Below are 24,642 nucleotides of genomic sequence, written 5' to 3'. Positions count from 1 at the left end.
TTTAATGATTTGCACCGTTTGATATTTTTCTGTTTTGTGAAAGATTTTCAAATCCTTCCTGGCTTCCGGTAGATGTTCCAAGAACAGAACCTTCAAGAACTTTTTCACCAATCACATTTGCCATTTCAGTAAAGTCAATTGATTTTGTAAAGGAATTTTGAACGGTTGCCAGGTTGCTTCCAATTACACCACCGTTTGCAAACTTAACACCACCCCCGGCTTGATTGATTGCTGAAAGTTCATCACGATATAATGCCGAACTTCTTTTGTTAATAATTACTTCACCGCCCTCAGCTTCAATAATTCCGTTTGGTGTCATGATTGGGACACCACCATTTGCATGGGAAGGTCCTTCAATCATCATCCCTTTTGCCGCTTTTGCACTTGCTATTTTTGCGACTTGCGCCAATCCAGCAGCAATGTTCACACCCATTACAACATAATTCATCGGCCACGGAACTTCTGCAAGAGCTTTTGTTGCGGACAGATACGTTGAAATTGTTGCTTCTCCGATTGCCATAGCTTTATATGCAAGGGTATTTTCTTTAAACAATCCTTTTGCAGTACCGAATGATTGAGCTAGTGCTGACAGTTTAGCCTGTTCTTTAGCTTCTTCAATCTTTTTTTGATTTTCGGCTGATTGTTTTACCATAAAATCAATTGCATCAAGCTGATTTTTTACCCTTAATTTTTCGTTTTCGTCTTTAGCAAGGTTGTATTGGTTTTGTAATTCATCTCTTTCAGCCTGAATTTCCTGATCGGATATGTATTTATCATTATCCAGATCCATTTTGATTTCATTTTCTTCCGCCCAATTCGCCAATTCTTCTTGAAATCTTTGTTTTTCCTGTTCTTTTTTTATCTCAAATTCGTTTGCATTTTGGGATTCCAGATCAAGAATTCTTTGTTGAAACTCTATTGCTTGAGATAATCGCCTTTGCTCTTGTAATTGGATTTCATAGTTCTTATTGGCTTCTTTCTTTTTCTCATTTGTTTCATTATTCAGTTGAAGTTCTTTGGTGTAAAACTCGCGATGAATATTTTCAATTTCAGAGTTTAGATTGTTGATTTCGTCAATATCATTCTGGGAAAGTTGTTTTCCTAATTCTTTCTTTTTATTGATTTCATCAATCTTTTGCTGAACAGAAAGAACCTTTGCAACTTCTTCTTCATTGTTTGCCTGTTGCTGCAATTTTCTTACTTCATCATAATAATCCAATTGAGCTTGTAGTTTACTTTTGTTAAGTGTTTTATCACTTTTAAGCTTTTCAGCATTGACAGCAATATAGTTTGCAAGTTCACTTTTTGCAATTTCAGCACTTTGTTCTGCGGTTGTTTTGGCAATTTCTAACTCACGTTTTGCTTCTTCTTCAAGAGCTTTTTTTGCATCAGCAGCGGCTTTTTTAGCATCAGCAATTCTCTTGCTTTCAGCCTTTTTTGCTTCGGCTTCTGCTTTTTTTCTCGCTTCTTCAGCTGCTTTTGCGGCTGCATCACGATCTGCTTGAGTTGTAGATTTGTTTTTGTCACTTGCTTTTGTTTCATCTTTAGGCTTTGGTTCTTCTACAATTTGTTTATTTTTTTGAGCATTATTTAATGCAACAATCCTTTCTGCTTCTTTCCTCGCTTTTTCAAATTCTTTTGAAATGTTGATATTTTTCAATTTATTCAACCCACCTTCATAATCTAACCGCATAAAGGATTTTGCAGCATCAGCAAGTTGTGCGAAAACAGATTTTGCTGTAATTGCAAATGCGGTTATGTTAACCCTGCTTGCCTGGATGACTGCAGAAAATGTTTTCAGCCCTAATGTTACAGCCTGGATTGAAAGTTTAAGAACATTTAAAGGGTTCAGTGCTTTAAGAATATTCTTAACAAAAGATTGAGTTTCTCCGTTGTTAAGTCCTAACGCATCCAACAAATCGTTGAAAACATCTGCAACAGATTCAACAGCACTCCAAAGAGCATCCGCTTGTTCTGAAACAGCATCCCATGTTTCTCCGAGAACTTCTGAACCTCCTGTCATTTCGTCAATCCAGCTTATTGAATCTGTGATTAATCCAATAAATTTCCAGAATATGGTTTCTGCTTTTGTCAGGAATAGATCCATATCACTCATGAAATCCATGAGTTTATCTGATTTTAATGCATCATCTTTTGCCTTTCCTAATTCAAAATTTGCTTCACTTAATGCAAGTGTTTTTTGTTGAACTTTGGTTAATGGTTCTTGTAAGTTATTAATGCCTTCGTAAATGTTTTCAAACATAACTCTTGCACCTCCAATATCTTCACCTGCACCTTTGAATACATCAGCTGTCAGAACTCCGAATTGTTGTACTGATAAACCTTGTTTTTTAGCTTCTGCAGCCATTAAGATCAAAGCGTCTTTAACTGTTATTGCACCGGAATTAACATCATGAGAAATTTTATTTGCGAATGCAGGACCGAATGCATTTGAAATTGCATCAGATTGAGCCTTTGTAAACTCTTCAAGAGATAAACCTGCTTCTTTTATTGAGTCTTCAAATTTATCTCCAAACAATCCTTGTTCCTGCGCCTGGATCTGTAATCCGATAATTTCTTCAAGATTGAAACCATATTTGTTTAACAAAGGACCGTATTCAGAAAGTCGGTCAAGAAAATCACCATTTGCATTTGCACCCCTGACATACCCCTGTTCTATCTTGTCAAATGCTTCTTCATACGTGATACCAAGTTGTTTTGCGAGTGTATTCGCTGTTTTTAAAACTTCCTGGAAATCATCACCAAAAGTATCAGATAAAGCCTGTGCCCGTACACGGATGCTGTCGGCAGTTGCTCCAATATATCCTGTAAGATCCTGTGTTAATTTTATGCTTTCTTTGATCGATTCATTATAATCGATCATATACTGTACACCTTTGTATATTCCAACACCAATTGCCAGAAAAGCAGCGGCCAATGCAATTAATGGATTAGCAATTATAAAAGCATAAGCTTCTGCTGCAGCTGTTTTAATACCTTTAAAACCTTCTTTTACTGAATCAAAACCACCTTTAACATCACCACTTGCCATTTTCATTAAACCACCAGTGATTTCAGAAAATGCATCTGTAATTGCTTCTTTGTAGTTACCAACATTTCTTTGATTGTCTCCAACAGAAGCATCAATTTCAACAAACTGATCGTTTAATTCTCTCGCCCGGGTTGAAGCTTCAGCGAATGCGGCTGCAAGTTGTTGGTATCTTTCTGGATCAGTTTCTTTTGATCCGTCTCGTTCCATCATCGCCAATTCAGCACCCAAATTTTTCGCTTCAACTTTTGCTGCATTAAGTTCTTTATTCAGTTCTTTATAAGCACCTTCATTGTTTTGCAGTTCAGTTCTACCAGCTTGAAATAAAGTATTGAGTTCAGATTGTTCCCGTCTTAATGAACTCAATTCATTTTGTGTTTTAGTGACTTCAAGAGCAAAATTTGCTTGTGCTCTGATAGCTTCCTGCTGCTGATCTATAAAATCATCAATAACACTGTTGCTTTTTTCAATTTCTTCATTATACTTTTCTTGCGTGATGTAGCCATTTTCTAATTGATCGGACAAACGTTCTTGTGCTCTTTGTTCTGATTCAATTCTTTTTTCAAGATCTTTAATTGTATTTCCAGTCTGCTTGATTGACTGATTGGCTTCTTTCATCACATTGGAAAGTCTTTGCATTTCCAAATAATTGGCGGCAATCTGATTTGATAATTTATTATCATCCCAGGTAAATGTTCCTAATTCTATGTTTCTGTTTTGGTTCATTCCAGAAGTTTTAATTTTTCATTTATCACTCTTTTCCAATAATCATCAACCTTTGGAAGTATAACATTGTAAAACCTTTTCATGTAAAAAAAAGTCTCACACTTTAGTCCGTTGATAATTACAAATTCGGGCAACTCTTGTTCAATGAAAATGTCAATGTTTATTTCATCTATGATGAAGGCACGTTTTCCGGTAAATGAAAATTTAGAATCAGTTGAATATTCTGTATAGTTTTCAAGACCATTCAAATCAGTTACAACAATATCAATGTCTTTTGGTTTGACATCAATTCCCTGCAACATCATTGCAACACTTCCAACGAAAACTAAATTTTCCTTTAATGCCAACTTATGTAACATTTTTTCTAACATGATCCTTCTTCTGTTAATGTTCCATTTGTTGAAACTGTTCCTTCTCTCGCACATCGGTTGAATTCATACCATTGACCTGTACCAAAACCGTATTGTGTTTCATACTGTGTGATTCCATTGCAATCAACATAATCAATCCAAAGATCATCCCCAGAACCAAGGAATCTTGTTGTCCTGTATATCTTACATACAATTGCAGGACATGGGATAATGGTTTGATTGATTAGAGTTGCTCCACCCATACTAATAATGGATTTTGCATTTAAGCTTTGTACATCTGTAGGACTTGAAAAATTTAAAACTGTAGAAGCTATTTGACCGTTTAATGTAACCCATTCAATGGTTCTTGGCAATGCTTGAAGACTTGTAAAATCAAATCGATAACATTTATCTGGATCTTGTTCAATCTTTCTTTCGTAAGTTAGAATATTTGAGAACCCCGATACAGCTCCATTGGTGTAACTTATTCTCAAATCATTAACACCAAATCCAAATTGATAATCATAATTTAAAACGTTAGGAGTTGCATCAACCCACGGTCCATTGTTGAACCTGGTTTGCCATAAATATGTTGGATTTCCAGTGATTGTTGCAACAGCCATGTAATGCGACCATGTTGTTGTACTTCCAATATTTCCATCGATCCAGGCAATTGTTGCTCCGATTGTAATTAAATCAGAATTAGTTGATCTTTTAACCCTTACAAATTCTCCTGTTGCTTTCTTTTCATCGAAGTTTAATTTGTTTAAGAGATAATATTGCTGTTCTTGTTTGAAGTAGTAAAGTTTTTTGAAATCCAGTTGAATGGCATCTACAATATCCAAATCAAGATCAATAATGTGTAATCTACTATCATTCAAAATTGAAACATAATCACCATAATATTTACCCAAAATATTTTGCCAGTCTAATCCGGCAAAATTTCCAGCTACTGCATTTGTAATATTTTGTTGTTCGTTTGTTGCATTACTTCCGATCGTAACATTATAAGTTCCGGTTGCTTGTCTGATGAAATAAAACCTTTTTTCTAATCCCTTGTAACTTGGCGGATTGTTCGGGTTATCATTCGGTTGCTTATCGTAGAACTTAAAAACATCACTGTCAATTTCTGTTGTACTGTTAAGTCTGAATTTTGTCTTTACTCTTTCCGGTGCGTAAGTTTTTGATTTGAAAACAGTTTTTGTTGCATCAATATTCATGTTTGACACATCAATATAACCGTCATAATATGAACCTTCCTTATCGTTATATTGATATTGAAAGAAATTTCTTTGTGCATAATTGGTTGCAATATATTCTTCACTTGTCCTTTCAATATATTTATCAGACCAATCAACGATTTCATTTGAACGAACTCTTTCTTTTATGGTTTTATAAGTAAGATCATTGGAATTCTCTTCTGGAAACATAGTCAATCCGAAGAAATTTAAAACTTCTTTTGTAAAATCTGATATTAAAAACTCTCCTAAACCATCTTGAAAGTCAACAGTTTCTTTATTAACTTTTTCGATTTTAACAGTAAAGTGTGCATTAAAATACTGTGGATGTCCATTGAATGGCTTTTCAAAAAATAATTGCAAGACTGATCCAGCTGAAAGAGGAATTGTTTTTATGCCACTTATTACAGTTGATCCAGTATTTACAAGTAAAAGCTTATTAGTAATATTTTGTGGTTCAATACCTTCTGAATTTATACCAAGCCAATAATTTGTGTTTGGCCACGGATCTCCACCAGGCCCTACTGTAATAGCATCAAGGTAAATTTTGTAAGTACCATCTTCAACAATATCCAAATATTGTCCGTTTCTCCAAACTGCACTTCCCGGATCAATGTTATTGACAAATAATCTTTTATGTTTTGTTGCTGGTGATTCTGCTCCGGCAAATCCAAAAAACAGATATTGAACATTATGTCCTGAACTTATAAGTTTATATAAGTCTGCAATGTTTGGAGCTTTCGGGTAAGTAATGAAAAGATTTTTGAAATCATCATCATTAAAAATATCACCAACATAAGGGAAATTGAACTTTGAATGAATTTTATCCCATAAATATTTTACATTAACACTTGGAACAAGGTAATCGATATTAATGATGTTTGGATTATTAAGGAAGTGTGTTTGACCGTTATAGTCTGCTAAAAAATATTTATAAGGTGAACCAGGCAGATATGAGTTAACAACACTTGTAATATCCTTTGTATGGTTTATTTCTGATAAGTCAAGATCATCACCCAACGTTTTGTTTTCAATTGCTTTAAAAAAATTGATTAAACCGGAATACAAATAAAAACGATAGTTTTCATCCGTTTCAGTGACATTCATCCATCCTTTTTTAATCAGATCAAAACCCTCATGTTTCATTTTACAATCAGGTTTTAAATATGGAATTCTGGAAGTATCAGACGGCAAGCCCAAACCATCCATTATTTGAACATTGTTTGGTGTTTTAGGTCCTGTAAAAGAATTGGTATATGTTGATTGTCTGTTTGATAAATTGGCAATATCATTCACTTGGAATGTATATTTAATACTTGTATCAGAATACAAGTCAATTGCCTTTTTATCAATCCAAATATCTGTTCTCATAGCGTTCTGTTCACATAATTTGAGAATGAAAACTCAATTTTATTGTCGTATTGTTGTGTGTAATTCTTTTCTATACTGTCATTGTTTTCAAGAACCAATAATTGCCATTGTGATTCATTGTCGTTTCCTGCAGGGTTGTATAAATAAACTTCTGGTGACAATACCAATTCAGTAAATACATCTTGAATTTGAAAAGGTGTTTTGGTTTCAAACTCAATTGTTTTATCAACTGTCAATCCGGTATTTCTGAAATTATCTGTTCTTAATCTTTTGGAAATTTTAGAAATAGATTTTCCAGTTTTGGTTTTCGCTTTAATCTGAAATTTCTCAAAAACGAAATATTGATAACCTCCGAGTGAATTCAAAAACTTAACTATTCGATAATCACAATTTGCAACATTGTATAGTATGTGAGTATTTTCAGGAGTTGGCACATAATTTACAATTGTGTTGTTTTGAATTCTCTTTGGATAGCCCGGCAAAGAAATTCCACGCCAATCAATCCATTTACCAACAATCAATTCATGTGAAGCGGAAAGATGCCATTCAGCAATTCCATCTTTTTCCCTGCCACCTCGAACGAAATATTTTGTTACTGTAGCAATTTCATCTGGAATGTTGGTGTCTTCAAATTTCACTTTGAAATCAAACTTGAACTCTTGTAATGAATTCACGTTGATATGATCGGTAGGAGGAAATAAGTTTCTTACCGGAATACAAATGTTAAATTCAAAATCGTTGTTTGTAGAAGGAGAAGGGTTGAACGGTAATAATGCAACACCTGTTGTCAGGTTGGTTACAGTAAGTTCCATGTAACTCGTATCATCAGTAAAACCATTTACTGTGATCCAAATATCATTTTGTGATAAGTAATAATTATTTTCTAAACCTGTAATTGTCATGAAAATGCTTCTTGTGCGTTTCTGATTAATTGTTCTGCTACTCTTACTTTTGCAATCACTCCAAGTTCATCCTGGATGTACTGTAATGTTCTGGGTTCTTCCAAAACTTCAATCAATGTTGAACCTCCCTGTTCATACCACGTTGTTCCTTTTTGGAAAATTTTCTCCTGAACTGCAAATGCTGCAGATCTTGCAGCTTCGTCACTCAAACCAAATTTTGCTTTTGCCCATCTTTCTAATGCCGGAATCGGAACTCTAACACCAGGACCTAAACCTTTTGCAAGCTGTTCTGAATATTGTCTTCCCATGATAGAACCAGAATCAAGATTTGCAACGGCATGGAGGTTTTCACTCCATTCGCCTGTTGCTTCCATTCCTAATTCATTGAATCGAGGTAATACGAACAATTCGATTACCTTATTCATTACACGTTCTATTTCGTCCTTTGTGAAAAACATTTATATTCTGTTTACTTTTTCTGGATAAGGAATATTTGAATGTGGCAATTTTCTTTTCTTTGGATTTTGAAAGTGTTCAACCACATCAACAACTGCATCAATCATTTTTTTCAACTCTTTCAAATCCTTTACGTTTTTGCTGAAATCATCTTCTGGAATTTCTTCAACCTTATAAAACTTCATTTTACCTTGAACCATTTCCTGTGCATGATTTTGGTTGTATGCTTCAACTTCTGTTTTGTACTTCTTGCCGAATATTTCGACATATACCATGAATTTTTTCATTATGCTTTTGTTTTATATTATCCCCACAACCACCAACCAATTAAAACACCTAATCCGATAAATGGAGATCCAATAATCAGAGCAATAAAGGTTATGATGATCCATGCAGAAATTTTCACCTTTAATGATCTTTTCTTTTCCGGTTGACTTTCTTTGTCAACATTTTCAATCTTTTGATTTGTATCTGTTTTTTCCATTATGAAATGATTTTAAGTTTTACATTGTTAAACCTTTTTAAAGAAATAAAATCCTATTATTGTGTGTACTGTCTAAAGATTCCGAGAATTCGCCAGCCAGTATAATTTGCATCTTCTTTGTAGATTACTGTTTTCATATTCCATTTGAATATTTCAAATTCATAACCCATTTCACATAAATCAAATTCGTTTCCACATCCCAGGCAATTTAACAATGGTTCTAATTTCGTGTTCCAAAGGCTTTCATCAATTGGATGTCCTATTTGTTCATTGTAAACATTAAAGCCCAAATTTGCGTGTTGTACTACATACAGAGTGAAAATATGATCGCACCATTTTCGGTTGATCTGTCCTGTGAGATCATGTTTTGAATAGCCCGGCGATACTTCATAATCTGTAATGAATAAGTGATTGCAGCAAACTGAATCCTGAGCCTGAACAGATGAATTCATTCCGGCAACTGAAAGAGGTGCGCCAAACGTCCAACAGAAGTCACATTTGTTTTCTTCGTTCCATCTGGTTGCAAGCTCTTGAAAGAATTTAACTACGTTCATGATAGTGTATTAAAATTCAACCCCACAAATGGCATTTGCTATTTTTTCAGCAAAATCAAAATCATCAGTATCAATATGAACTTTTGTTCCGTTCATCATTGGATCTTCAAAATCTTCATCTTTAACCCAAACAAAAAATTCTTGTAATGGAGTAATTGCAACAACCAAATCATTTAAATCATTGATTTTTTTCACATAATTGATTACAACATTTTCTTGATTGTCTTCAACAAATCCTCTTTTTCCTAAAAATTCCTTTGTTATTTCCATAATTTTTGATTGTTTCTTTTTAAAAACCCCGATCAATAAAGATCGACCGGGGAACCTAACTATATAAATAAACCCAAATGAGCATAACTAAAATTCACACTATCGTAGTGAACACGCCCTTGTAAGATTTAGAAGGCTACGAAGTACATGAGCTAAACAGACCTTCAATCAATCCTACTGTGTTTTACCCAAGCCTTTGGGATGTGCTGCAAGGGTCATTCTCCATTTAGCCTTTATGTTTTTTCTCCATTACTTTGGCATATCGTTTTTCAAAGTCCCGGATCTCTTTATCAATAAGCAGTTTTTTGAACACCTCATGATATGGAAGTTGTTCAATCTGTTTGTGTTTTAAAATATCTCGCCCGGCTAGACTATCAATTGTGATGATTTCACCGTGAGTATTCAGTTTATCAATTCCTGCAGCAATCATTTCTGGTTCTGGTTCTGATGTCAGATGTTGAGTTTCCCGATCATGAATGAATTCCTGTTGTTCCTTTATCCAAATGAGAAACTGCAGTATTTCATTTCCAGAAGCATTTGACAGATCAATATCATCATATTGACAACCAAGAATAAGTTCAACAGATTCATAAACAAGTTCTCTTTTCTGGTATAATGGCAAATCCTTTTTTATTATTCCATAAGGCAATTCAATGAACGGTTTGCTTTTATATTTGCCTATGGTATCACTCGATTTCCCGAACTTCACCATTCTTTGAAAGTCCTCAAACGTAACTGACTGCATATTAAATTCAGGCACTTTTTCCGGTTCGGGATCTTTTGTCACATTCTCAATTTGTTTTTTCTTCCAGAAGAATAAATTCATGTTCAAATGATTGTTACAAATATAGCTATAAAGTTTAACATTGTTAAACCTGTTTATTGCTAAAAAAAATTATCTGATTTTATATGATACTTTCTTTTTAGTCAGGCAATCATTCACAGCAATCACTAAACAGTCAATTATACCATCTTGTTTACCGTTGGGGAATGTCTTGATCTGACTTAAAAAATAATCGTTCCAATTACCTCGAATAAGTTTCACACGTCTTGATTCGCAAATTGGTGAAATGTCGGTTGCTCTTGCTGTTTTGTCTTTGATTGGGTTTTCCCCTTCTTTGATGTTTAACTTGGTATCACGTTTTTTCTGTTGAACCAATGATTTACCGCTTGCTTTTGGTTCAACAATAATCATTGATTTGTTTGTATATCCATGTGAAGAAGCGAAGGTTTCAACATACTTTACAAGTTCCGGGAATTCTTTGTAAACACCTTCTGCAAATCTTATGATACATTCGTTGTTGAGTTCTGCATATTGAAGCATTCCAGATTCATCATTATCCAGATTATCAGTATAAGCCGGGTCAACTGCAGTGTTCCAAGTCAGATTTGATAATTCTGGTTTCCAGTCGATAATGTCAAACCATTGAGCCTTTAATATTCCGCCTTCTGGTGGTGCAGTTTTCTGTTGAAACTGATTGTTATATCCATAACTACCAAGATCAATTTTTGCTTCCTTTAAAACAGTGTGATCCAGTCGAACAGGATCAAGCAGACCATCAACATATTTTTCTTTCAAATGTTCTGGTTTTACATCTTCTGATAATTCTGCAGGAAGACAAATGTGTTTAATCATTTCACCTTTTTTACTCAACATTGATCCAGTCACATCATTTTCGTGAAGTCGTTGCATTACGGTAATTGTCGGCGTATTTTTTTTGTCAATCTTTCTTGAAGACAATGTTTGTGTCGAATGTTCGATTGCGTTTCGTCTGTCTGATTCGCTGCTTGCCTGTTTTGGGTTTAATGGATCATCATTGATAATAACGTGTGCGTGTTTTCCTGTAATCGTTCCACCTGTGGAGGTTGTGTTCCTTTCACCACCATCTGTATTTTCATAGTTCTGTTTTGCTGATTTATCTGTTCTTAACTTGATTTTTGGAAATACAGCCCTGAATTTATCAGACAAAATAATATCTCTTGACTTCACAGCATGATTTGTTGACAGATCGGAAGCGTATGAATTTGTAATGATCTTGATTGTCGGGTCCTGTACCCATAACCAAACCGGAAACATTACAGTACAAATTGTTGACTTTGATGTTCCAGGTGGAATGTTGATTATTAAATCATAAGGTTTTGGCAGTCGATTAATGATGTAGTATGATAAGGATTGAAGTTCATCACACAAATACGGAATGTGCCAATTGTAAACCGGATCTTCTTTGATGACTACATCCCAAAAAAGGCGCACAAAGTCAAAAAATGACTTTTCACACCTTTCTTTTTGAATTGATAGTAATAAGTTTCGATCAATCTTCATGTTTAACTTTCATTGATAAATCAAATAATGTTTGCTTTTCTTCTTCTGTTAAATCCGAAAGTTCATAATTGAAATTGGTTGTCCTCTGTTCGATTTCTGTTGTTTCTTTCAAGTTGTTCAACCTTGCCGTAATGCTTGGGTTGTAAATGCCAACCATACCGCCTTCAATCTGATCTTGCCTTATCACTCTTTTTATACGCGAACAGATAGTGGAATATTCAGAGTACTGATTTTTTTTGTTTGAAAAATAATCGCCTAAATCTTCAATTATGTCGTTATCAGAACACCAGTTTTCAAAACCTTCCATTGTAAGTGGATTTTGCACGGGTATTCTTATGATAGGGTTTGATGCTTCCTGTATTTCTTCTTTAAGTTCACTTGCATCTGCTCCGCTGTAAAATTTAAAGTTTACAGAAGACTTTCTCTGTTCAACTATTTCTCTGGGATTTTCTTTCAATGCTTCACGGTATGAACAAAAGTATTCCCACAACTTTTCTGGTGATTCAATATATTTTGTCTTAGCCATCTTTTTTTATTTGTAGTTCTTCTCCTGTTAAAACAAAGTGTAAATTTTGAAGTTGGTGAATATATTTTATAGTTTCAATTAGAATTTCCTTAGAAAAATATGTAATGGCAATTGTATTTCTATCCCATTCAAGCCATACATCATTTTTAACGCTTCTCATTAAACTTAATCCTCCTTCAATAAATCCTAACTTTAACAACCATTCAAAAGTTATAGGAATGGGTGAAAATCTTCCAACACTTTCATAAAATGTTTCTCCATTATAAGTACAGTGTATATAATCTTTTCCCACTGCAATTATTTCAACAATTCCAAGTTCTGAATGATTGGCAAGGTTTCCAATTCTTAATTCTTTAACGTCCATTATTACCCCAATTTATCCATTAAAATTTCATCAATACTTTCCAATACGTTTGATGTATTATAACCCAATTTAGAATAACAAGACTTGATTTCCATTCGGGCCAATTCCAGAGCTTTGAATAATTCTTTCTTTGTCGGGAATCTTTCAGGATCTGGATGTTCAACGTCCATTCTTTGAATGAGTGTATAAATTTCACTTCCTGGTGGAATTATCATAAAAACTCCTTCATCTTCATTACATTCAAAATGACTTAAATTTTTTTTGTCAACTTCCAAATGAATATCATACCCGATGAAATTACCTTCATTGTCTCGGTGTTGACTGCTGCACTCATAATAACAATGCTCATTATCTCTTGTTAAAAACATTGTGGATCTTGTACTCATGTTTTTGATTTATTATTAATTAGTAATATACAAAGATAGCGAAAAGGCTTAACATTGTTAAACCTTTTGAATCTTAGTTTGTGGAATATTTCGTTTATTCTGTCGGGGTTTCATCTTCCAATTGTAATCAAGTTCGTAATTGTGTGAATTGCCTTCAAGATCATATTTATCATTACTGAATGAGATCTTCACAAAGGTTCGTATTCCTTCGTATATGGAACTATCATTCACCTTATGGATGTTGTATTGATTCAATCGCAATATCGTGTTTTCTGGGTAAGTAATTTCGTTTTCCGGTAATGCTTGTTTCTTCATTTCCTTTAACGATATTTCATCATCCAATGTTAGATTGAAATTGCTGACATTGAAAATTGTCGGATTCCTGTCACTCCAAATGTAATTTATATCATCTGTCATAAATCCGTCTGAATGATACCCAGGTCGGTTCATTGATTTCTTCTTTGAAACATATTGCCTTTTTACTGTAAGGTAGATGTAAGATTCATTGAACTTTTCTTCTCCGAACGTATTCTTGTAATTACTCAACGTTTCAACAATTAGTTCTGAAAACTTCATCAATCGTTCTTCCAAAACAAATCCTGTCATTCCTTTCAACTTGATCGGCAAATATTGATAGAACATCATTTCTTTGCAGTCAATTTCAATTTCTCGTATCACTGTAGGTAATGCACCGTAATTGCGTATAAATTCTGCTCTCTTGTTTTTGAACAATGTTTCAAAATCTTTAATCTCCATACAGTCAATAACACCTTTCTTTCTCAAACTCCTGAAAACAACTTTGTCTTCTGTGATGTTGGTTATTTCAAATTCCAATCCTGAATATTTGAATTTATCACCAATGATGTAATATACCTTTTTCATTCTACTTTATTTTGTGAGTTCAATGGCAAAGAATATTTCTTCTTGTGTTTCAGTTGAATATAGACCTGATTCATTTTTCAAGACAATTTTGGTTTTATTTTGATTTCCTTCCATTGGAGAAATATGCATTATTTCATCCAATCGTATAATGTGAAAACCTGTAATACATTTGACTTTTATAAATTTTATTTCCATTTTTTATTTAATTAGTGTTTGTATCAATTTTATAGTTTCCAGATCCTGATCTTTAAGATAAAGTTTTGAAAGATCCCAATTAAATAGAAACCCTCCATCATCATAAAAGTCCCCATTTAAGAACATTGTAACTTCATATTGTTCATCTTCATAGTCTTCATCTTGGTTTGTTTCATCTTGATACATTTTAAGACATTCCAAGACATCACAGAATGTTGGTTCTTTTCCGATGATCTCAAAATGTTTTCCAATTTCATATTCATAACCTCCAATCTCAATTTCATCATCAGATAACAAATCACAATCTTCTTTTCCAATGATTACTTCAACTCCTTTGCAAATGCCATTAGCTTCGTCATCAATTAATGATTTCAGTATTTGACCATCTGTAAGTTCCATTAACTTCGGTAACTTACTTTTAATGCTCTGTGTTAATTCTTCAAGCTCTTTCATATTAGTCATCTTCGTTTTCAAAATCTTCAAATGTTGGATTCCAGTCTTCAATTTTTCCGGTCTCATCAACTTTCATGATGATGTAATCACCGAAACCACTTCTACCAATTGCCAAATCACTGATAACATATCCGTCAATACTTTTAATGGTTTCACCTTTGTCATCTTTAAGAATATACCGACCATCATCACACACTTTATAATGAATATCTGCAGTTTTACCCTGTTCCCAATTCTTAATGATTCCGGTTTCAACGTCAATGATCGGTTTCCAAATATCACCATCACGACAAGGGATCAAATCACCCTCTGTGTCTTCAACTCCATTTACTTCTGCATCTTCCCAATACCTTACACCAGCTTCAACATGGAGTTCTTTTACATCGAATTCTTTTTCAATTTTTAATGTTAGTTTCATAATGTTTTTGTTTGATTTAATGTGTGTATTCTTTTAATCATTTTATTCCAAGCCTTTTCAAATTCTAATTCTGGAATTTCTTCACCAAGAGAATGAACATATCCTCTATCTTTTGTATCAATATTAACCCGACCGTATTTATCTGTTTGGAAACTGAAACCTGAATAATTAGAAAGGCATTCACCAGAATTTGAAACATATAGATCATCTTCTTTTATGTCTGTAATCCTAACATATAAAAACCAATAGTCAGAAGGTTTTTCAGGGCATGAATAGTTGTTTCTTATTTTAAAACACTTTCCAATCATCTGTTGAAATTCTGGAAAATGCTTTTTGATTATTTCTTTTTCTTCAAGTTGAATTGTTTCTTTCAATTCTTCTTGTAAACGTCTTCTTTTTTCTGATAATGAATTGTTCATACTATATAATTTTAAAGGTTTTTTGTATATAATTTTTGATGAAAATTGTATTATTCGCAGATGCCGTAAAATGACATACAGCTTTTATTTTGTTCTGGTTCGTCTTCAAAAAGGTTTCCAGAAAATTCAGTTAGATAATTGATGATGTCATTGATTAAAGGGTATTTTCTCCCCTTTTCATCTTTCCCACTACTAAACCTTGTCGGTATATGATTGGGTGGAAAAAATGATCTTCCAACGGCAATTTCTGCCTGGTTTACTTTGTCAATGAATTCCGGTGTTAATTCCATCATTGCTTTTAATTCCTTGTGTGAAGTCATTACACAAGGGAAACACCCAACACGGTTCGCACCTTTGTAATAAAGCGGATTTGGTTTTTGACCGTTCTCAATGATGTAGTCAATGACTTGTTGTCCACTCCAATCAAATACAGGTCTTAAAATACTGTCATCATAATTTTCACACCATTTCAAAACATCTTTCTTTCTGTAAGTATGATATTTTGGTTTTCCATTCTTATCATATCCGTATGGTGTTGAATAGTATTTAAACATTCTGCAGTTCTCCAACATCTTTGATCGGGATTCACTTTCATTCTTTCTTATTCCCTGAATGATTAAAAGGTTTTCATTCTGATCCAGAATCCAATCAATCATTGGAATCGATTTGAGTTCAGTGGTGCAAAATCTTGCTTTTGTTGAAGGGAATCGTTTTCTTTTAATTGCAAGGTCAACCATACCATCATATGTTTTGCTCTTTAGAATGATTAACTTAACACCAAGATCTTTACATATTTCATGTATATGCTTGTAAGTTGACGGATGTTCCCAACCTGTATCACAGAAAACAGCGATAATATTTTTTGATCCAAACTTTTTAACCGCCCAGATCAATGATGCCTGGCTATCTTTTCCGCCACTAAACGATACTACTATTTTCATTTTATATTCTGGTTAACCATTGTTCATAAATCCTTGATGCAATTTGAGCCATCATAACAGGTGGAACAGACATTCCAATTAAATAAGCTGGTTTATTCGATAGAAAATTATAATCTAATGGGAAACTTCCAATCTTGCATAATTCGTTCTTATTGAATCCTCTGGGTTCGTCAAACAAAATATTTTTCTCACCTCCTGTTATTGTGTTTGGAACTTTGTCTTTGTAGATGTAGTTGCTGCTGAAAAAACTGTTTGGTCTGTTGAATTCTCTTCCCATCGTACAAGACAAATCATTATCGCCGTACTGCCTTAATTTCCATGCTTCCAGATAACTCGGAGGAATAACATATTGACCGTCATCATAATCCTCATAAACTTCACCAAATGTTATTAACGGTTCAAAGAAAACCATATTCAGAATTGGAAAGTCATCAAACAATATTGCTTCGTTTGCAGGAAGATGTTCAATCAAATCCTTTCGGATTGCGACAAAAAACACTCGCTCACGTTTTTGAGGAACTCCCATTCTCATGGCATTCAACAAGAATTCTTTTACAACATAACCTGCTTCATCAAATTCTGCCAGAATACGTTTTACATATTCTTTTGCTTCTCCAAGTAAAATCCCTTTTACATTTTCAGCAACTGCAACTTTTGGTTGAAGTTTTTTTGCAAGAGCAATGAAATCAAAAAATAACGTGTCAAGAACTTGTTCTGATTGTCCTTCACGGAATTTCTTTTCTTTTCCCCAATCTTTTTCACGGTTTCCAGCCATTGAGAAACTGGAACATGGAGGGCTGCCGTCAAGAATATCAAGGTGATAAAGTTCCTCAGGCAGATCATCCCGGTCTTTGAAAACCCGAATATCTTCAATGAATGAATATTTCGGATTGTGGTTTGTGATGTAACATTCTGCCATTTTCGGATCAATCTCATTCATCCCGATCACATCGAATCCTGCAAGTTTGTAACCCATTGTAGAGCCACCACCACACGCAAAACATGAAAATACTTTGCCTTTGTCTTTAGTGAAGTGTGTATTATTTAAAGTCCATTGATATGGAAATCTATGTTTCATAAATTCGTTTTGTTTGTTTTCTCTTTAGTTTCTTTTTGAAATTTGTGAGCTTCTGAAAATTTTTTCACTGTCATTTCTTCATCAAAGAATTGGTGATAATATCCAAGTTCATCGAATACGAGCTTGCCAGGCTTCTTTTCATTTCTGTTCTTCTGATATATTTGAATCAGACATTTCATTTCCGGTTTCATCAGAATTCTTTTTAATCAGCTTCTTTACATGATTATAGACCAAATCATTTTTTACATTTGAAACAGCTCTATGATAAAATAGATTAAAAGCAAACAATGATGTTTCTGGAATTTGATAATCTTTCATTTTGCAAAACATCCTGATATGGTTTGATTCCACTGCATTTACTATTTTGTTTTGCTTTTTTGAAACTTCACTTTGTTCAAGCAATTCCAACATCTTTTTCTTAATCAATATCCATTGAGCGTTTGTATTTCCTACAAAGTTTTTGAAGTATCCTTTTTTTATCAATCGTTCGTAGAAATATGAAGCGTGAATACATGGTTTGTTTTCAGATACACAGGTTTTTAAATCTTCCCAAAGTTTTTTGTTTCTTGCTTTTCTTTGTTCCGGTGTTGCTTCAACAGGAGTATCAAAATATTTTTCAATTGCTTTTTTACCTATTTCCCATTGTTTGTCAATTCTTTTGTGCTCGATATAAGCATTCAAAATTTCTCCTGCAGTAATCAATGAAAGGTTTGGGTATATTTTGATAAATTCACCTTCATATTCTGAACTCTTGTATGCTTTATTTTCATCAAATATTTTCAACTCCTTTTTCAATGCCATCGTGTATGCTTCAACAATTTCCGGGGCGGTTAATCTGAAATCCTGACAGAACAAAACCCATTCAGCAGCTGAATCTTTTCTATCCTTTTCATCTTTGAACTGAACCCCCAGCATTCTCACAATTTTATTTAAAGTATCAATTTTCTTTTCTCCACTGTCTTTGAACAATGGATGCTCAATTTCAAGTTTGTATATTTCAGGAAGATTGGAGAAAATCATCAACGGTAAATGGATTTGACCGCCCGTTAATCTTACCGGAACCGTTTCCGTTGCTGCTAAATCTGTCGTTTGCGTTTTGATTATTTGATTGTCCATATTGTTTTTGATTTTCGTCTAACCATTTGTATTTGAAACCCTGCCAGCTGCTTTCTGCACATATCCGTACAGCTTCTGAAATGGGGAAATTATTTTTTTCACATTCGTTTGTTAATCCATTGAGTGCCGTTTCAGTGTATGGAGCACGTTTTTTGTCTCTAACTGTAAACCAATCTTCAATGTGTTGTTCGGTGGCCCCCAGGTCTAATAATTTTTTCTTAAAATCTTTTTTTGAGAAATATTTATCTTTTTCTTTTTTTGCGGAACTTTTTTCTTTTTGTTCATTTTCGTCTGGATTTACTTCAACACTTTCTTCTGAAATAATTTCTTCCTGATTTTCTTCTGAAAATATTTCAGAAGCGACAGCTTCATTATTGTAAATTTGTAAATTGGTATTATTGTAAATTTGTTTATTTATACTATCAATGCTTTCGTCTGTGCTTTGTTCTGTGCTTTCACTTTGCTTTGTTCCGTGCTTCATTAATGCTTTGTCAAGTGCTTTGTTATGTGCTTCGTCAAAATTTGATAGAGCAATTATATTTGCAGAATACTGATTTTTTGACTTCTCAATCATTTCGATAAAACCATATTCAACCAAATCTTTTAATGTATTTATGAAAGTATTGTATGATTTTATCCCGATAGCTTCCATTGCCATCACTGTTGGAAATCCAAATTTTTCCTTCCATCCCAATCGATTGCAATGTTCAACTGCAAAAAAATACATCGCCCCATGATTTGGTTTTATTTTGTCAGGATTTTCAAAAGCGAAATCCCAAAATTTCCGAGATAAATCATAAATGTTCATTATTACCAATGAGTTTTTAATATTCTGTTTTTCTTAGGAATGAATATCCTAATAATGATATTCGGGATTATCATTGTGTTTCAATTTCAATTTTTAGATCTTTAATTGCCATATTGCCAACCGGAAGATCAAAATGTTTGTCTGGAACATTTTCCAAACCTTTGAAAACAATCTTCTGCACCCAGTAACCTGACATTCTTATTTTATTTACACCTTTGTAGATGTATTTAAAGCCATTCATGATTACTTCTTCGTTTAGCTTTATATCTTTAACTTTCATAGATTTTCATTGTTTTTAGGTGTATTTCTGTTAGAAATTCCTTTGTGTAAATATTAGCGTGTGCTTTCTCATGGCAGGTTCTACACAATGCGATAAGATTTTCAATTTGATCTTGCAAATGCTTTGTTTTGCTCCCGAACTCCGATCGCCGTTGAATGTGATGAATCTCGGTTGCTTGTTTATGACATATTTCGCAATGGTAGAACCCAGAATGAGAAGGAAAAAATTCAAGGTAAACCTTTGTGTGTTTTTCCATACTTATCCATCTGCTTTTTCAGTTTCAAGGTATTTTGAACAGAAAACCGAATCAATGACAGCTTCACACGGAATCACTTTTGCAGATTGAAGTGTTAAATGAAATTCTCCAATATCATTTTCCTCTTTGAATTTATTGGTTAAAAAGGCTTCAATTAATGCTTTTCCATTTTCAGCGTTTAATGCTTTTACAATAAAACCGTTGTTGTATGAATGTTCATCTTTTTCAATTTCAACTTCGATCATATAGAATTTCAATTCACCATCATTTTCCTGTGAAACATTAGTGATTAGAACAGCATTATTTAATTCCTTCACTCCTGCAATTCCAAAGTGACCGGGATAAGATTGTTCAATGAAGTCTTTGGCAATATCCAATGCAACAAATACTGAATTCGCATACATATAAATATTCTTCTTTTTACCTCCGATTACTGCAGTAACACACCATGTTGAGGTTAAATATTCATCTGAAAATATTCCATCCCTTTTTTGGTTGCTTACTTCAACTCCTGTAATATCACCAGAACTTAAATGAAAATCTATAATCTGTAAGTTGTGATTGTCTAAAAGAGTTCCTATGTCAAGAATTATTTCATTACGTTCTATCGAAACAACCTCGCCACTATCTTCATCAACAAAATCTTCATTCCATGTTCTTAATAATCTTTTTGCCAGATACATCCCTTGCATTTCTTTGAGATCTGATGTGATGAATCTTATTTCCTGGTGTTTGGTTTCCAATTTATTTTTCATGTTATGAATTATTTTAAATTATTCTTCATCTTCATACTCATAATTGTCACCTTTCAGAACATAACCTTCTTTGTAATGTGGTCTTAGTTTGAAGGCTAATTCATAGGCTTCTTTTGAACCTCCGACTGGAATAGATTGATGTGTAATTTCTCCGTTTAAGAATTTATATGAACCGCAATTATATCCTGTATCTTCATCTGCATATTCATAGTGAATTTCAGTTTCTGGATTTTGTTTGCTGATCTCTTGAATTAATTCAGGAACACCACCCCAGGCAGTTTCAAATGTGAAAACATTGTAACTTTCTTCTTCACAATCGTAACTGTTCCATTTAGTTCCCCAATGCTTAACATTCCATGTATGCCACCAATTAGGGCTTTTTCTTGCAACTTCTTGATTTGGTTCATCACGATATGCCGGATCATTTGGAGGAAGAATAATTTTTTCAAAGTCTGGAAAATGATTGAATGATTCTTTTAATTCAAATTCCCATTCATCAGGAAGACCAATTGAAGATTCTGTTTCACGTGTTCTAAATGTTCCATCTTTAGGGTTAAACCAACCGACAGAAAATTCATTTGGATTTTTTTTCTTGCAAACGATTGTACCGTCATACGCTTTATATAAAGTCGCTGGATAATGAGTTGAGTATTTATTGAATACTTCTTTAGCTTTGTTGTAATCACCAATGATTGTGATTCTGTTTTTGATATGATTAGGCATAATTTTATAAATAAATTTTGTTTTGATGTTGTTCAAGTTGATTTTCGATTTCTTCCAGATAAACAATGTCCTTTGGTTCTGGTAAGTACAGATTTAAAGTCTTCATTGAATAGTTTCTAAATCTTTCAGTTGCAAGTGACATTTCTTCGGTGTTGAGTTCTTTTGTGCTTCTCCACCGATCGCGGACCTCGCCAGTTTTTTTGTTGATGAATTCAGTTTTGAAAATTCCTGGGTTTACAATCTTTTTAAAATGCTCTTGTTTTATCTCTTCAAGTGTATCACCATATTCCAGTGCATACCATCCCAGGATTAAGTGCAAATAATTGTTTTGACTGTAGGTCCGGTTTTTCTTTTTTTCCAAAACCTCAATCTTTGCATTCTTATCAAGTAAATGCTTTATTCTGTTGATTGCTTTCTTTTTCATTTCAGGTATGGAAGTATCGAAAATCATAATTAATTGTCTAATAAAAGTTTTGCAACGTCTTCTTTTAACATTCCTTTTTCTCCAAGTTTGGTAACAATTTGAGAAGCGAACAGTAAATCATATTTGTCTTTGATTGATTTAAAGTGAACATCAGCTGTTTTCTTCATTTCATCAAGATTCTTTTTCGACAGTGAATCAAGGTAACTTTCAACAGATTCTTTTGCTAATTGATCTTTCTTTGTTATGATGCCCTCCACATACTCTTTTACAGTAAATTCATCACCATATTTTTTAACTTTATAGTCTGAATTGAAAAAGGTCTCTGAAATAATCTCTTTTGCAATGATTGGAATTTTCGTATCTGAAATCTTAATGATTTCTTCCTGAACAATTTTCAATACCTGATCTTTCATTGACTTTATGTCATCACCAAGCAATGTTTTCAATTCCCTTGTAACTTGGTTTTTTAGATCGGAAAGAATTATATCATTTAATGATGTTCCATTCTCATAATCATCATATTCTGTGTATAAATCATCAAGATCTATTGTTATATTTAGTTTCATATTACCAATTGTTTAAAAAGATTTGTTTTTGTTTTTCTGCCATTTTAAGGCGGGTTTTGATTTTCTGAATATCTTCTTCATTTCTATGAATTTCGACCACATGGAGTTGTAATTCTTTTTTTGTAAATCGATCATCATAGTCAATGAAGTAACATTTCTTTCGTCCGGTTGCTAAAAAGTTTCCTTGTATCTGCCAGTAATAATCTTTCTCATGCTCTTTGAAATCTTGTTGGTTCTTGATCTTCTTAACCCTAAAAGCATGAGTTTTACAGTCAGGACACTTCACCTCAATCATGTCATCAACATCAATCAAACCATCTGGTGTACCTCCGAAATATGAACACAATTCAACAAATTCTTGATTTTCTCCTGTTGCATAACATTTAACACCATACTTTTGTTCAAATACTGCAACTGCTTCAAGTTCTTTTTCATTTCCACGATCCATTGAATCATTGGAGAATCTTTTTACACTTTGTCCTTCTGTAAGGATTTCAAGGGCTTTTTCTTCTACATATGTCAATGCGCCCTTTGGTAACTCGTTGATCTTATTTTCATAAGTCATTAATTTCCCCAGATCAGAAGAAGTAAACTTTCCAAGCCTTGATTTAAACCATTCTTCTCGTTTCTTTTCAGCTTCTGCAGTTCTTTCAATTGAAGCAAGAGCCGCCTCGTGTTCGGCTCTTAGTGCTTCAAAATCAACAACAATGTTATCTTTAGTCAGCATTGTCGAAAAGATTTATATTTAATTCATCAACATCGAACAATGGAATATCATTTCCACCTGTTGTTTTTGTTGATCCAGTACAAGTGATCCTAACACCTTGACCGATTTGCGTGTTCATTAAAGCTTGTACAAGAACTGTTTGACCTGCAACAAAGGCTTTCGCTCCATCGTGTAATTTTGCAAGGAAATAAGTGTTTCCTTTGCCGTCTGTTGCTTCTTTAAATCCAAGAAAGAAACATTCAACTGGCTTTCCTTGTTCAGCAATCCATTCTTCCTTTTTCTGGTATGAAACTGTTAACTTTCTGTTAGTGTCAGCATTCTTTAATGCACCAATGGCATTTGTTGAAGGCATGATAAATGTGATTTCACCGTTCTTTGGATATAATTCCGGTTTTTGTTCTGAATTTTGATTTTCGTTTGACATCGTATTATGATTTTATTATTTGAAATTTTTTATTACTGAAATTGAATCAGAAATTGCATCCTGAATTCTTTCCATTGATCTGATGAATTCAGCTTTTAATTTTTCGTCTTTTATTTCTGGATCAGTACCTGAATATTGTAAACTTTGTAAGAACTCAACAGCTTTTTGCTTTTCAGGTTTTAAGGCTTCAAGTCTTTCCGCTTCTGCTTTCGCCTTTGCTTCTGCTTCGGCTTTCTCTTTTGCTGCACGTTCTGCATCTTCTTTTTCCTTTCTTTCCGCTTCTTCTTTAGCAATGCGATCAGCTTCAATTTTTGCCAAACGAGCTTTTTCAGCTTCAATGTCTTCACGTTCCTTTCTCAACTTCGCTTCTTCTGATTCTCGGAGTTTTCGCGCTTCTTCTTCTTTGGCTTTTAGTTCTGCTTCATGTTTTGCTTTTTCAGTGGCTAACGCTTCACGTTCCTTTTTTGCACGTTCTTCTTCTGTCTTTCGATCAGCTTCGATTTTAGCCTTTTCAGCATCCAACTTTGCCTTTTCTTCCTGCAGTCTTATGTTTTCAAGTCTTTGCGCTTCTGCTTCTTCAAGAGTTTTGATTTTAGATGAAAAGGCATTTTTAACCTGGATTAATCTTTCATTGAAATCCAGTTCAAATTCTTCAAATTGTACGAGATCCGTTTTGTAAAGCCCATGTTCAAAATCAATCTTTAATGAATCAATAGTATCAAAGGAAAGTTTGTTGATTTTTTCAAGTGCGCAATTAATTGTTAAGTTGATAGAATTTTTAATGATGGCTTTCCTTTCTTCTTCCAGTCGCAACTTTTCTTGTTTTTCCTGTTCTTTAATTTCTTCCCATCTTTTAACCTCAGACTGTTGTTTGTCTTCGTGTGGTTTAGTGATAGCAATAAGTTCTTCACTTACCCCGGCAACCGCTTCACGGAATTTTTTGATTTTTGAAGCAATTAATTTGTCTTGATTCTGAATTTCAGTTCTTGCAGTAACAAGCGTTGTTCTTGCTTTCTTTGCTTCTTCGTAGGTTTTATTATCAACGATTTCCACAAATGGATTTTCTTTGACAATTTGAAGTTGTTTTTCTTTCATTCCCTGCAGCTCTGGAAGCTGCTTGGCATCGAATTGGTCGATTTGTAATAGGTTACTCATTTAGTTTGATTTTTATCGTTTAT

Annotated in this window: 32 protein-coding genes; all 32 read right to left on the bottom strand. The window is 33.6% G+C overall.

The features are described from left to right. Nucleotide 1: 1 nt before the first annotated feature. Nucleotides 2–3,775 (bottom strand): phage tail tape measure protein, encoded by a 3,774-nt coding sequence (locus H560_RS0100270; RefSeq protein ID WP_027378175.1) that lies wholly within the window; start codon nucleotides 3,773–3,775, stop codon nucleotides 2–4. Beyond that, the gene (locus H560_RS0100265; RefSeq protein ID WP_027378174.1) at nucleotides 3,772–4,146 is read right to left on the bottom strand and encodes a hypothetical protein; all 375 of its coding nucleotides are present in this window, start codon (nucleotides 4,144–4,146) and stop codon (nucleotides 3,772–3,774) included. Before H560_RS0100265 ends, H560_RS0100270 begins: the two co-directional genes overlap by 4 nt. Next, nucleotides 4,140–6,734, bottom strand: coding sequence for a hypothetical protein (locus tag H560_RS0100260; RefSeq protein WP_027378173.1), 2,595 nt, complete (start codon nucleotides 6,732–6,734; stop codon nucleotides 4,140–4,142). Before H560_RS0100260 ends, H560_RS0100265 begins: the two co-directional genes overlap by 7 nt. Beyond that, nucleotides 6,731–7,636 (bottom strand): hypothetical protein, encoded by a 906-nt coding sequence (locus tag H560_RS0100255; RefSeq protein WP_027378172.1) that lies wholly within the window; start codon nucleotides 7,634–7,636, stop codon nucleotides 6,731–6,733. The genes H560_RS0100260 and H560_RS0100255 overlap by 4 nt, the downstream gene beginning before the upstream one ends. Continuing rightward, complete coding sequence (locus H560_RS0100250) at nucleotides 7,633–8,094, bottom strand: hypothetical protein (RefSeq protein ID WP_155844924.1); 462 nt, start codon at nucleotides 8,092–8,094, stop codon at nucleotides 7,633–7,635. The genes H560_RS0100255 and H560_RS0100250 overlap by 4 nt, the downstream gene beginning before the upstream one ends. Further along, nucleotides 8,095–8,379 carry a hypothetical protein gene (locus H560_RS0100245; protein ID WP_027378170.1) on the bottom strand — a complete coding sequence of 95 codons (285 nt, stop codon included), beginning with the start codon at nucleotides 8,377–8,379 and terminating at the stop codon, nucleotides 8,095–8,097. It lies immediately after the preceding gene. A gap of 17 nt (nucleotides 8,380–8,396) precedes the next feature. Beyond that, the gene (locus H560_RS0100240) at nucleotides 8,397–8,576 is read right to left on the bottom strand and encodes a hypothetical protein (RefSeq protein WP_027378169.1); all 180 of its coding nucleotides are present in this window, start codon (nucleotides 8,574–8,576) and stop codon (nucleotides 8,397–8,399) included. A 56-nt stretch (nucleotides 8,577–8,632) separates the two neighbouring features. After that, nucleotides 8,633–9,130: a hypothetical protein gene (locus tag H560_RS0100235; protein ID WP_027378168.1), complete on the bottom strand. Its 498-nt coding sequence runs from the start codon at nucleotides 9,128–9,130 to the stop codon at nucleotides 8,633–8,635. 9 nt (nucleotides 9,131–9,139) lie between these two features. Then, nucleotides 9,140–9,400, bottom strand: a complete 261-nt coding sequence (locus tag H560_RS0100230) for a hypothetical protein (protein WP_155844923.1) — start codon at nucleotides 9,398–9,400, stop codon at nucleotides 9,140–9,142. A 226-nt stretch (nucleotides 9,401–9,626) separates the two neighbouring features. Further along, complete coding sequence (locus H560_RS0100225) at nucleotides 9,627–10,226, bottom strand: hypothetical protein (RefSeq protein WP_027378166.1); 600 nt, start codon at nucleotides 10,224–10,226, stop codon at nucleotides 9,627–9,629. A 69-nt stretch (nucleotides 10,227–10,295) separates the two neighbouring features. After that, nucleotides 10,296–11,477, bottom strand: coding sequence for a phage terminase large subunit family protein (locus tag H560_RS0100220; RefSeq protein ID WP_027378165.1), 1,182 nt, complete (start codon nucleotides 11,475–11,477; stop codon nucleotides 10,296–10,298). Between the two features lie 235 nt (nucleotides 11,478–11,712). Further along, complete coding sequence (locus H560_RS0100215; RefSeq protein WP_027378164.1) at nucleotides 11,713–12,249, bottom strand: terminase small subunit; 537 nt, start codon at nucleotides 12,247–12,249, stop codon at nucleotides 11,713–11,715. Next, entirely contained in the window at nucleotides 12,242–12,613 is a 372-nt protein-coding gene (locus tag H560_RS0100210; RefSeq protein WP_027378163.1) for a hypothetical protein, read from the bottom strand. The genes H560_RS0100215 and H560_RS0100210 overlap by 8 nt, the downstream gene beginning before the upstream one ends. Nucleotides 12,614–12,615: 2 nt before the next feature. Next, entirely contained in the window at nucleotides 12,616–12,999 is a 384-nt protein-coding gene (locus H560_RS0100205; protein WP_027378162.1) for a hypothetical protein, read from the bottom strand. A 57-nt stretch (nucleotides 13,000–13,056) separates the two neighbouring features. After that, complete coding sequence (locus tag H560_RS0100200) at nucleotides 13,057–13,881, bottom strand: hypothetical protein (RefSeq protein ID WP_051289074.1); 825 nt, start codon at nucleotides 13,879–13,881, stop codon at nucleotides 13,057–13,059. Nucleotides 13,882–13,887: 6 nt separating this feature from the next. Further along, on the bottom strand, nucleotides 13,888–14,076 hold the full coding sequence (locus tag H560_RS22850; RefSeq protein WP_027378160.1) for a hypothetical protein: 189 nt from the start codon (nucleotides 14,074–14,076) through the stop codon (nucleotides 13,888–13,890). A 3-nt stretch (nucleotides 14,077–14,079) separates the two neighbouring features. Continuing rightward, nucleotides 14,080–14,529 (bottom strand): hypothetical protein, encoded by a 450-nt coding sequence (locus H560_RS0100190; RefSeq protein WP_155844922.1) that lies wholly within the window; start codon nucleotides 14,527–14,529, stop codon nucleotides 14,080–14,082. Nucleotide 14,530: 1 nt separating this feature from the next. Further along, the gene (locus H560_RS0100185) at nucleotides 14,531–14,947 is read right to left on the bottom strand and encodes a hypothetical protein (RefSeq protein WP_027378158.1); all 417 of its coding nucleotides are present in this window, start codon (nucleotides 14,945–14,947) and stop codon (nucleotides 14,531–14,533) included. Then, nucleotides 14,944–15,366, bottom strand: a complete 423-nt coding sequence (locus H560_RS0100180; RefSeq protein WP_027378157.1) for a hypothetical protein — start codon at nucleotides 15,364–15,366, stop codon at nucleotides 14,944–14,946. The genes H560_RS0100185 and H560_RS0100180 overlap by 4 nt, the downstream gene beginning before the upstream one ends. A 50-nt stretch (nucleotides 15,367–15,416) precedes the next feature. Next, complete coding sequence (locus H560_RS0100175) at nucleotides 15,417–16,307, bottom strand: phosphoadenosine phosphosulfate reductase domain-containing protein (protein ID WP_027378156.1); 891 nt, start codon at nucleotides 16,305–16,307, stop codon at nucleotides 15,417–15,419. 1 nt (nucleotide 16,308) lies between these two features. Then, nucleotides 16,309–17,385 (bottom strand): DNA cytosine methyltransferase, encoded by a 1,077-nt coding sequence (locus tag H560_RS0100170; protein ID WP_027378155.1) that lies wholly within the window; start codon nucleotides 17,383–17,385, stop codon nucleotides 16,309–16,311. A 138-nt stretch (nucleotides 17,386–17,523) separates the two neighbouring features. Further along, on the bottom strand, nucleotides 17,524–18,501 hold the full coding sequence (locus H560_RS0100160) for a hypothetical protein (RefSeq protein ID WP_155844921.1): 978 nt from the start codon (nucleotides 18,499–18,501) through the stop codon (nucleotides 17,524–17,526). Further along, entirely contained in the window at nucleotides 18,383–19,309 is a 927-nt protein-coding gene (locus tag H560_RS22200; RefSeq protein WP_051289072.1) for a hypothetical protein, read from the bottom strand. The genes H560_RS0100160 and H560_RS22200 overlap by 119 nt, the downstream gene beginning before the upstream one ends. A 70-nt stretch (nucleotides 19,310–19,379) precedes the next feature. Further along, a complete protein-coding gene (locus H560_RS0100150) occupies nucleotides 19,380–19,589 on the bottom strand; it encodes a hypothetical protein (protein WP_027378152.1) in 210 nt (69 codons plus the stop codon). Continuing rightward, entirely contained in the window at nucleotides 19,579–19,845 is a 267-nt protein-coding gene (locus H560_RS23665; protein ID WP_027378151.1) for an HNH endonuclease, read from the bottom strand. The genes H560_RS0100150 and H560_RS23665 overlap by 11 nt, the downstream gene beginning before the upstream one ends. A gap of 2 nt (nucleotides 19,846–19,847) precedes the next feature. Beyond that, nucleotides 19,848–20,600 carry a hypothetical protein gene (locus H560_RS0100140; RefSeq protein WP_027378150.1) on the bottom strand — a complete coding sequence of 251 codons (753 nt, stop codon included), beginning with the start codon at nucleotides 20,598–20,600 and terminating at the stop codon, nucleotides 19,848–19,850. An 18-nt stretch (nucleotides 20,601–20,618) separates the two neighbouring features. Further along, nucleotides 20,619–21,323, bottom strand: coding sequence for a DUF1281 family ferredoxin-like fold protein (locus H560_RS22195; protein ID WP_155844920.1), 705 nt, complete (start codon nucleotides 21,321–21,323; stop codon nucleotides 20,619–20,621). Nucleotides 21,324–21,327: 4 nt separating this feature from the next. Continuing rightward, entirely contained in the window at nucleotides 21,328–21,747 is a 420-nt protein-coding gene (locus H560_RS0100130; protein ID WP_228372391.1) for a hypothetical protein, read from the bottom strand. Nucleotides 21,748–21,776: 29 nt separating this feature from the next. Then, nucleotides 21,777–22,313 carry a hypothetical protein gene (locus tag H560_RS22190; RefSeq protein ID WP_027378148.1) on the bottom strand — a complete coding sequence of 179 codons (537 nt, stop codon included), beginning with the start codon at nucleotides 22,311–22,313 and terminating at the stop codon, nucleotides 21,777–21,779. A gap of 1 nt (nucleotide 22,314) precedes the next feature. After that, on the bottom strand, nucleotides 22,315–23,040 hold the full coding sequence (locus H560_RS20865; RefSeq protein ID WP_051289068.1) for a lambda exonuclease family protein: 726 nt from the start codon (nucleotides 23,038–23,040) through the stop codon (nucleotides 22,315–22,317). Continuing rightward, nucleotides 23,030–23,464 carry a hypothetical protein gene (locus H560_RS0100115; RefSeq protein ID WP_027378147.1) on the bottom strand — a complete coding sequence of 145 codons (435 nt, stop codon included), beginning with the start codon at nucleotides 23,462–23,464 and terminating at the stop codon, nucleotides 23,030–23,032. Before H560_RS0100115 ends, H560_RS20865 begins: the two co-directional genes overlap by 11 nt. Before the next feature lie 15 nt (nucleotides 23,465–23,479). Next, the gene (locus tag H560_RS22185; RefSeq protein ID WP_027378146.1) at nucleotides 23,480–24,619 is read right to left on the bottom strand and encodes a hypothetical protein; all 1,140 of its coding nucleotides are present in this window, start codon (nucleotides 24,617–24,619) and stop codon (nucleotides 23,480–23,482) included. Nucleotides 24,620–24,642: the final 23 nt, after the last annotated feature.

The organism is Chryseobacterium daeguense DSM 19388, from assembly GCF_000430825.1.
Lineage (GTDB): Bacteria > Bacteroidota > Bacteroidia > Flavobacteriales > Weeksellaceae > Chryseobacterium > Chryseobacterium daeguense.
Note: the sequence above shows the minus strand (reverse complement) of the source record. Positions and strands in the feature narration are given on the sequence as shown.

Coding starts and splice junctions, on each gene's coding strand:
- H560_RS0100270 (WP_027378175.1), bottom strand. CDS start 3,775: ATGAACCAAAACAGAAACATAGAATTAGGAACATTTACCTGGGATGAT.
- H560_RS0100265 (WP_027378174.1), bottom strand. CDS start 4,146: ATGTTAGAAAAAATGTTACATAAGTTGGCATTAAAGGAAAATTTAGTT.
- H560_RS0100260 (WP_027378173.1), bottom strand. CDS start 6,734: ATGAGAACAGATATTTGGATTGATAAAAAGGCAATTGACTTGTATTCT.
- H560_RS0100255 (WP_027378172.1), bottom strand. CDS start 7,636: ATGACAATTACAGGTTTAGAAAATAATTATTACTTATCACAAAATGAT.
- H560_RS0100250 (WP_155844924.1), bottom strand. CDS start 8,094: ATGTTTTTCACAAAGGACGAAATAGAACGTGTAATGAATAAGGTAATC.
- H560_RS0100245 (WP_027378170.1), bottom strand. CDS start 8,379: ATGAAAAAATTCATGGTATATGTCGAAATATTCGGCAAGAAGTACAAA.
- H560_RS0100240 (WP_027378169.1), bottom strand. CDS start 8,576: ATGGAAAAAACAGATACAAATCAAAAGATTGAAAATGTTGACAAAGAA.
- H560_RS0100235 (WP_027378168.1), bottom strand. CDS start 9,130: ATGAACGTAGTTAAATTCTTTCAAGAGCTTGCAACCAGATGGAACGAA.
- H560_RS0100230 (WP_155844923.1), bottom strand. CDS start 9,400: ATGGAAATAACAAAGGAATTTTTAGGAAAAAGAGGATTTGTTGAAGAC.
- H560_RS0100225 (WP_027378166.1), bottom strand. CDS start 10,226: ATGAATTTATTCTTCTGGAAGAAAAAACAAATTGAGAATGTGACAAAA.
- H560_RS0100220 (WP_027378165.1), bottom strand. CDS start 11,477: ATGTTTCCGGTTTGGTTATGGGTACAGGACCCGACAATCAAGATCATT.
- H560_RS0100215 (WP_027378164.1), bottom strand. CDS start 12,249: ATGGCTAAGACAAAATATATTGAATCACCAGAAAAGTTGTGGGAATAC.
- H560_RS0100210 (WP_027378163.1), bottom strand. CDS start 12,613: ATGGACGTTAAAGAATTAAGAATTGGAAACCTTGCCAATCATTCAGAA.
- H560_RS0100205 (WP_027378162.1), bottom strand. CDS start 12,999: ATGAGTACAAGATCCACAATGTTTTTAACAAGAGATAATGAGCATTGT.
- H560_RS0100200 (WP_051289074.1), bottom strand. CDS start 13,881: ATGAAAAAGGTATATTACATCATTGGTGATAAATTCAAATATTCAGGA.
- H560_RS22850 (WP_027378160.1), bottom strand. CDS start 14,076: ATGGAAATAAAATTTATAAAAGTCAAATGTATTACAGGTTTTCACATT.
- H560_RS0100190 (WP_155844922.1), bottom strand. CDS start 14,529: ATGAAAGAGCTTGAAGAATTAACACAGAGCATTAAAAGTAAGTTACCG.
- H560_RS0100185 (WP_027378158.1), bottom strand. CDS start 14,947: ATGAAACTAACATTAAAAATTGAAAAAGAATTCGATGTAAAAGAACTC.
- H560_RS0100180 (WP_027378157.1), bottom strand. CDS start 15,366: ATGAACAATTCATTATCAGAAAAAAGAAGACGTTTACAAGAAGAATTG.
- H560_RS0100175 (WP_027378156.1), bottom strand. CDS start 16,307: ATGAAAATAGTAGTATCGTTTAGTGGCGGAAAAGATAGCCAGGCATCA.
- H560_RS0100170 (WP_027378155.1), bottom strand. CDS start 17,385: ATGAAACATAGATTTCCATATCAATGGACTTTAAATAATACACACTTC.
- H560_RS0100160 (WP_155844921.1), bottom strand. CDS start 18,501: ATGGACAATCAAATAATCAAAACGCAAACGACAGATTTAGCAGCAACG.
- H560_RS22200 (WP_051289072.1), bottom strand. CDS start 19,309: ATGAACATTTATGATTTATCTCGGAAATTTTGGGATTTCGCTTTTGAA.
- H560_RS0100150 (WP_027378152.1), bottom strand. CDS start 19,589: ATGAAAGTTAAAGATATAAAGCTAAACGAAGAAGTAATCATGAATGGC.
- H560_RS23665 (WP_027378151.1), bottom strand. CDS start 19,845: ATGGAAAAACACACAAAGGTTTACCTTGAATTTTTTCCTTCTCATTCT.
- H560_RS0100140 (WP_027378150.1), bottom strand. CDS start 20,600: ATGAAAAATAAATTGGAAACCAAACACCAGGAAATAAGATTCATCACA.
- H560_RS22195 (WP_155844920.1), bottom strand. CDS start 21,323: ATGCCTAATCATATCAAAAACAGAATCACAATCATTGGTGATTACAAC.
- H560_RS0100130 (WP_228372391.1), bottom strand. CDS start 21,747: ATGAAAAAGAAAGCAATCAACAGAATAAAGCATTTACTTGATAAGAAT.
- H560_RS22190 (WP_027378148.1), bottom strand. CDS start 22,313: ATGAAACTAAATATAACAATAGATCTTGATGATTTATACACAGAATAT.
- H560_RS20865 (WP_051289068.1), bottom strand. CDS start 23,040: ATGCTGACTAAAGATAACATTGTTGTTGATTTTGAAGCACTAAGAGCC.
- H560_RS0100115 (WP_027378147.1), bottom strand. CDS start 23,464: ATGTCAAACGAAAATCAAAATTCAGAACAAAAACCGGAATTATATCCA.
- H560_RS22185 (WP_027378146.1), bottom strand. CDS start 24,619: ATGAGTAACCTATTACAAATCGACCAATTCGATGCCAAGCAGCTTCCA.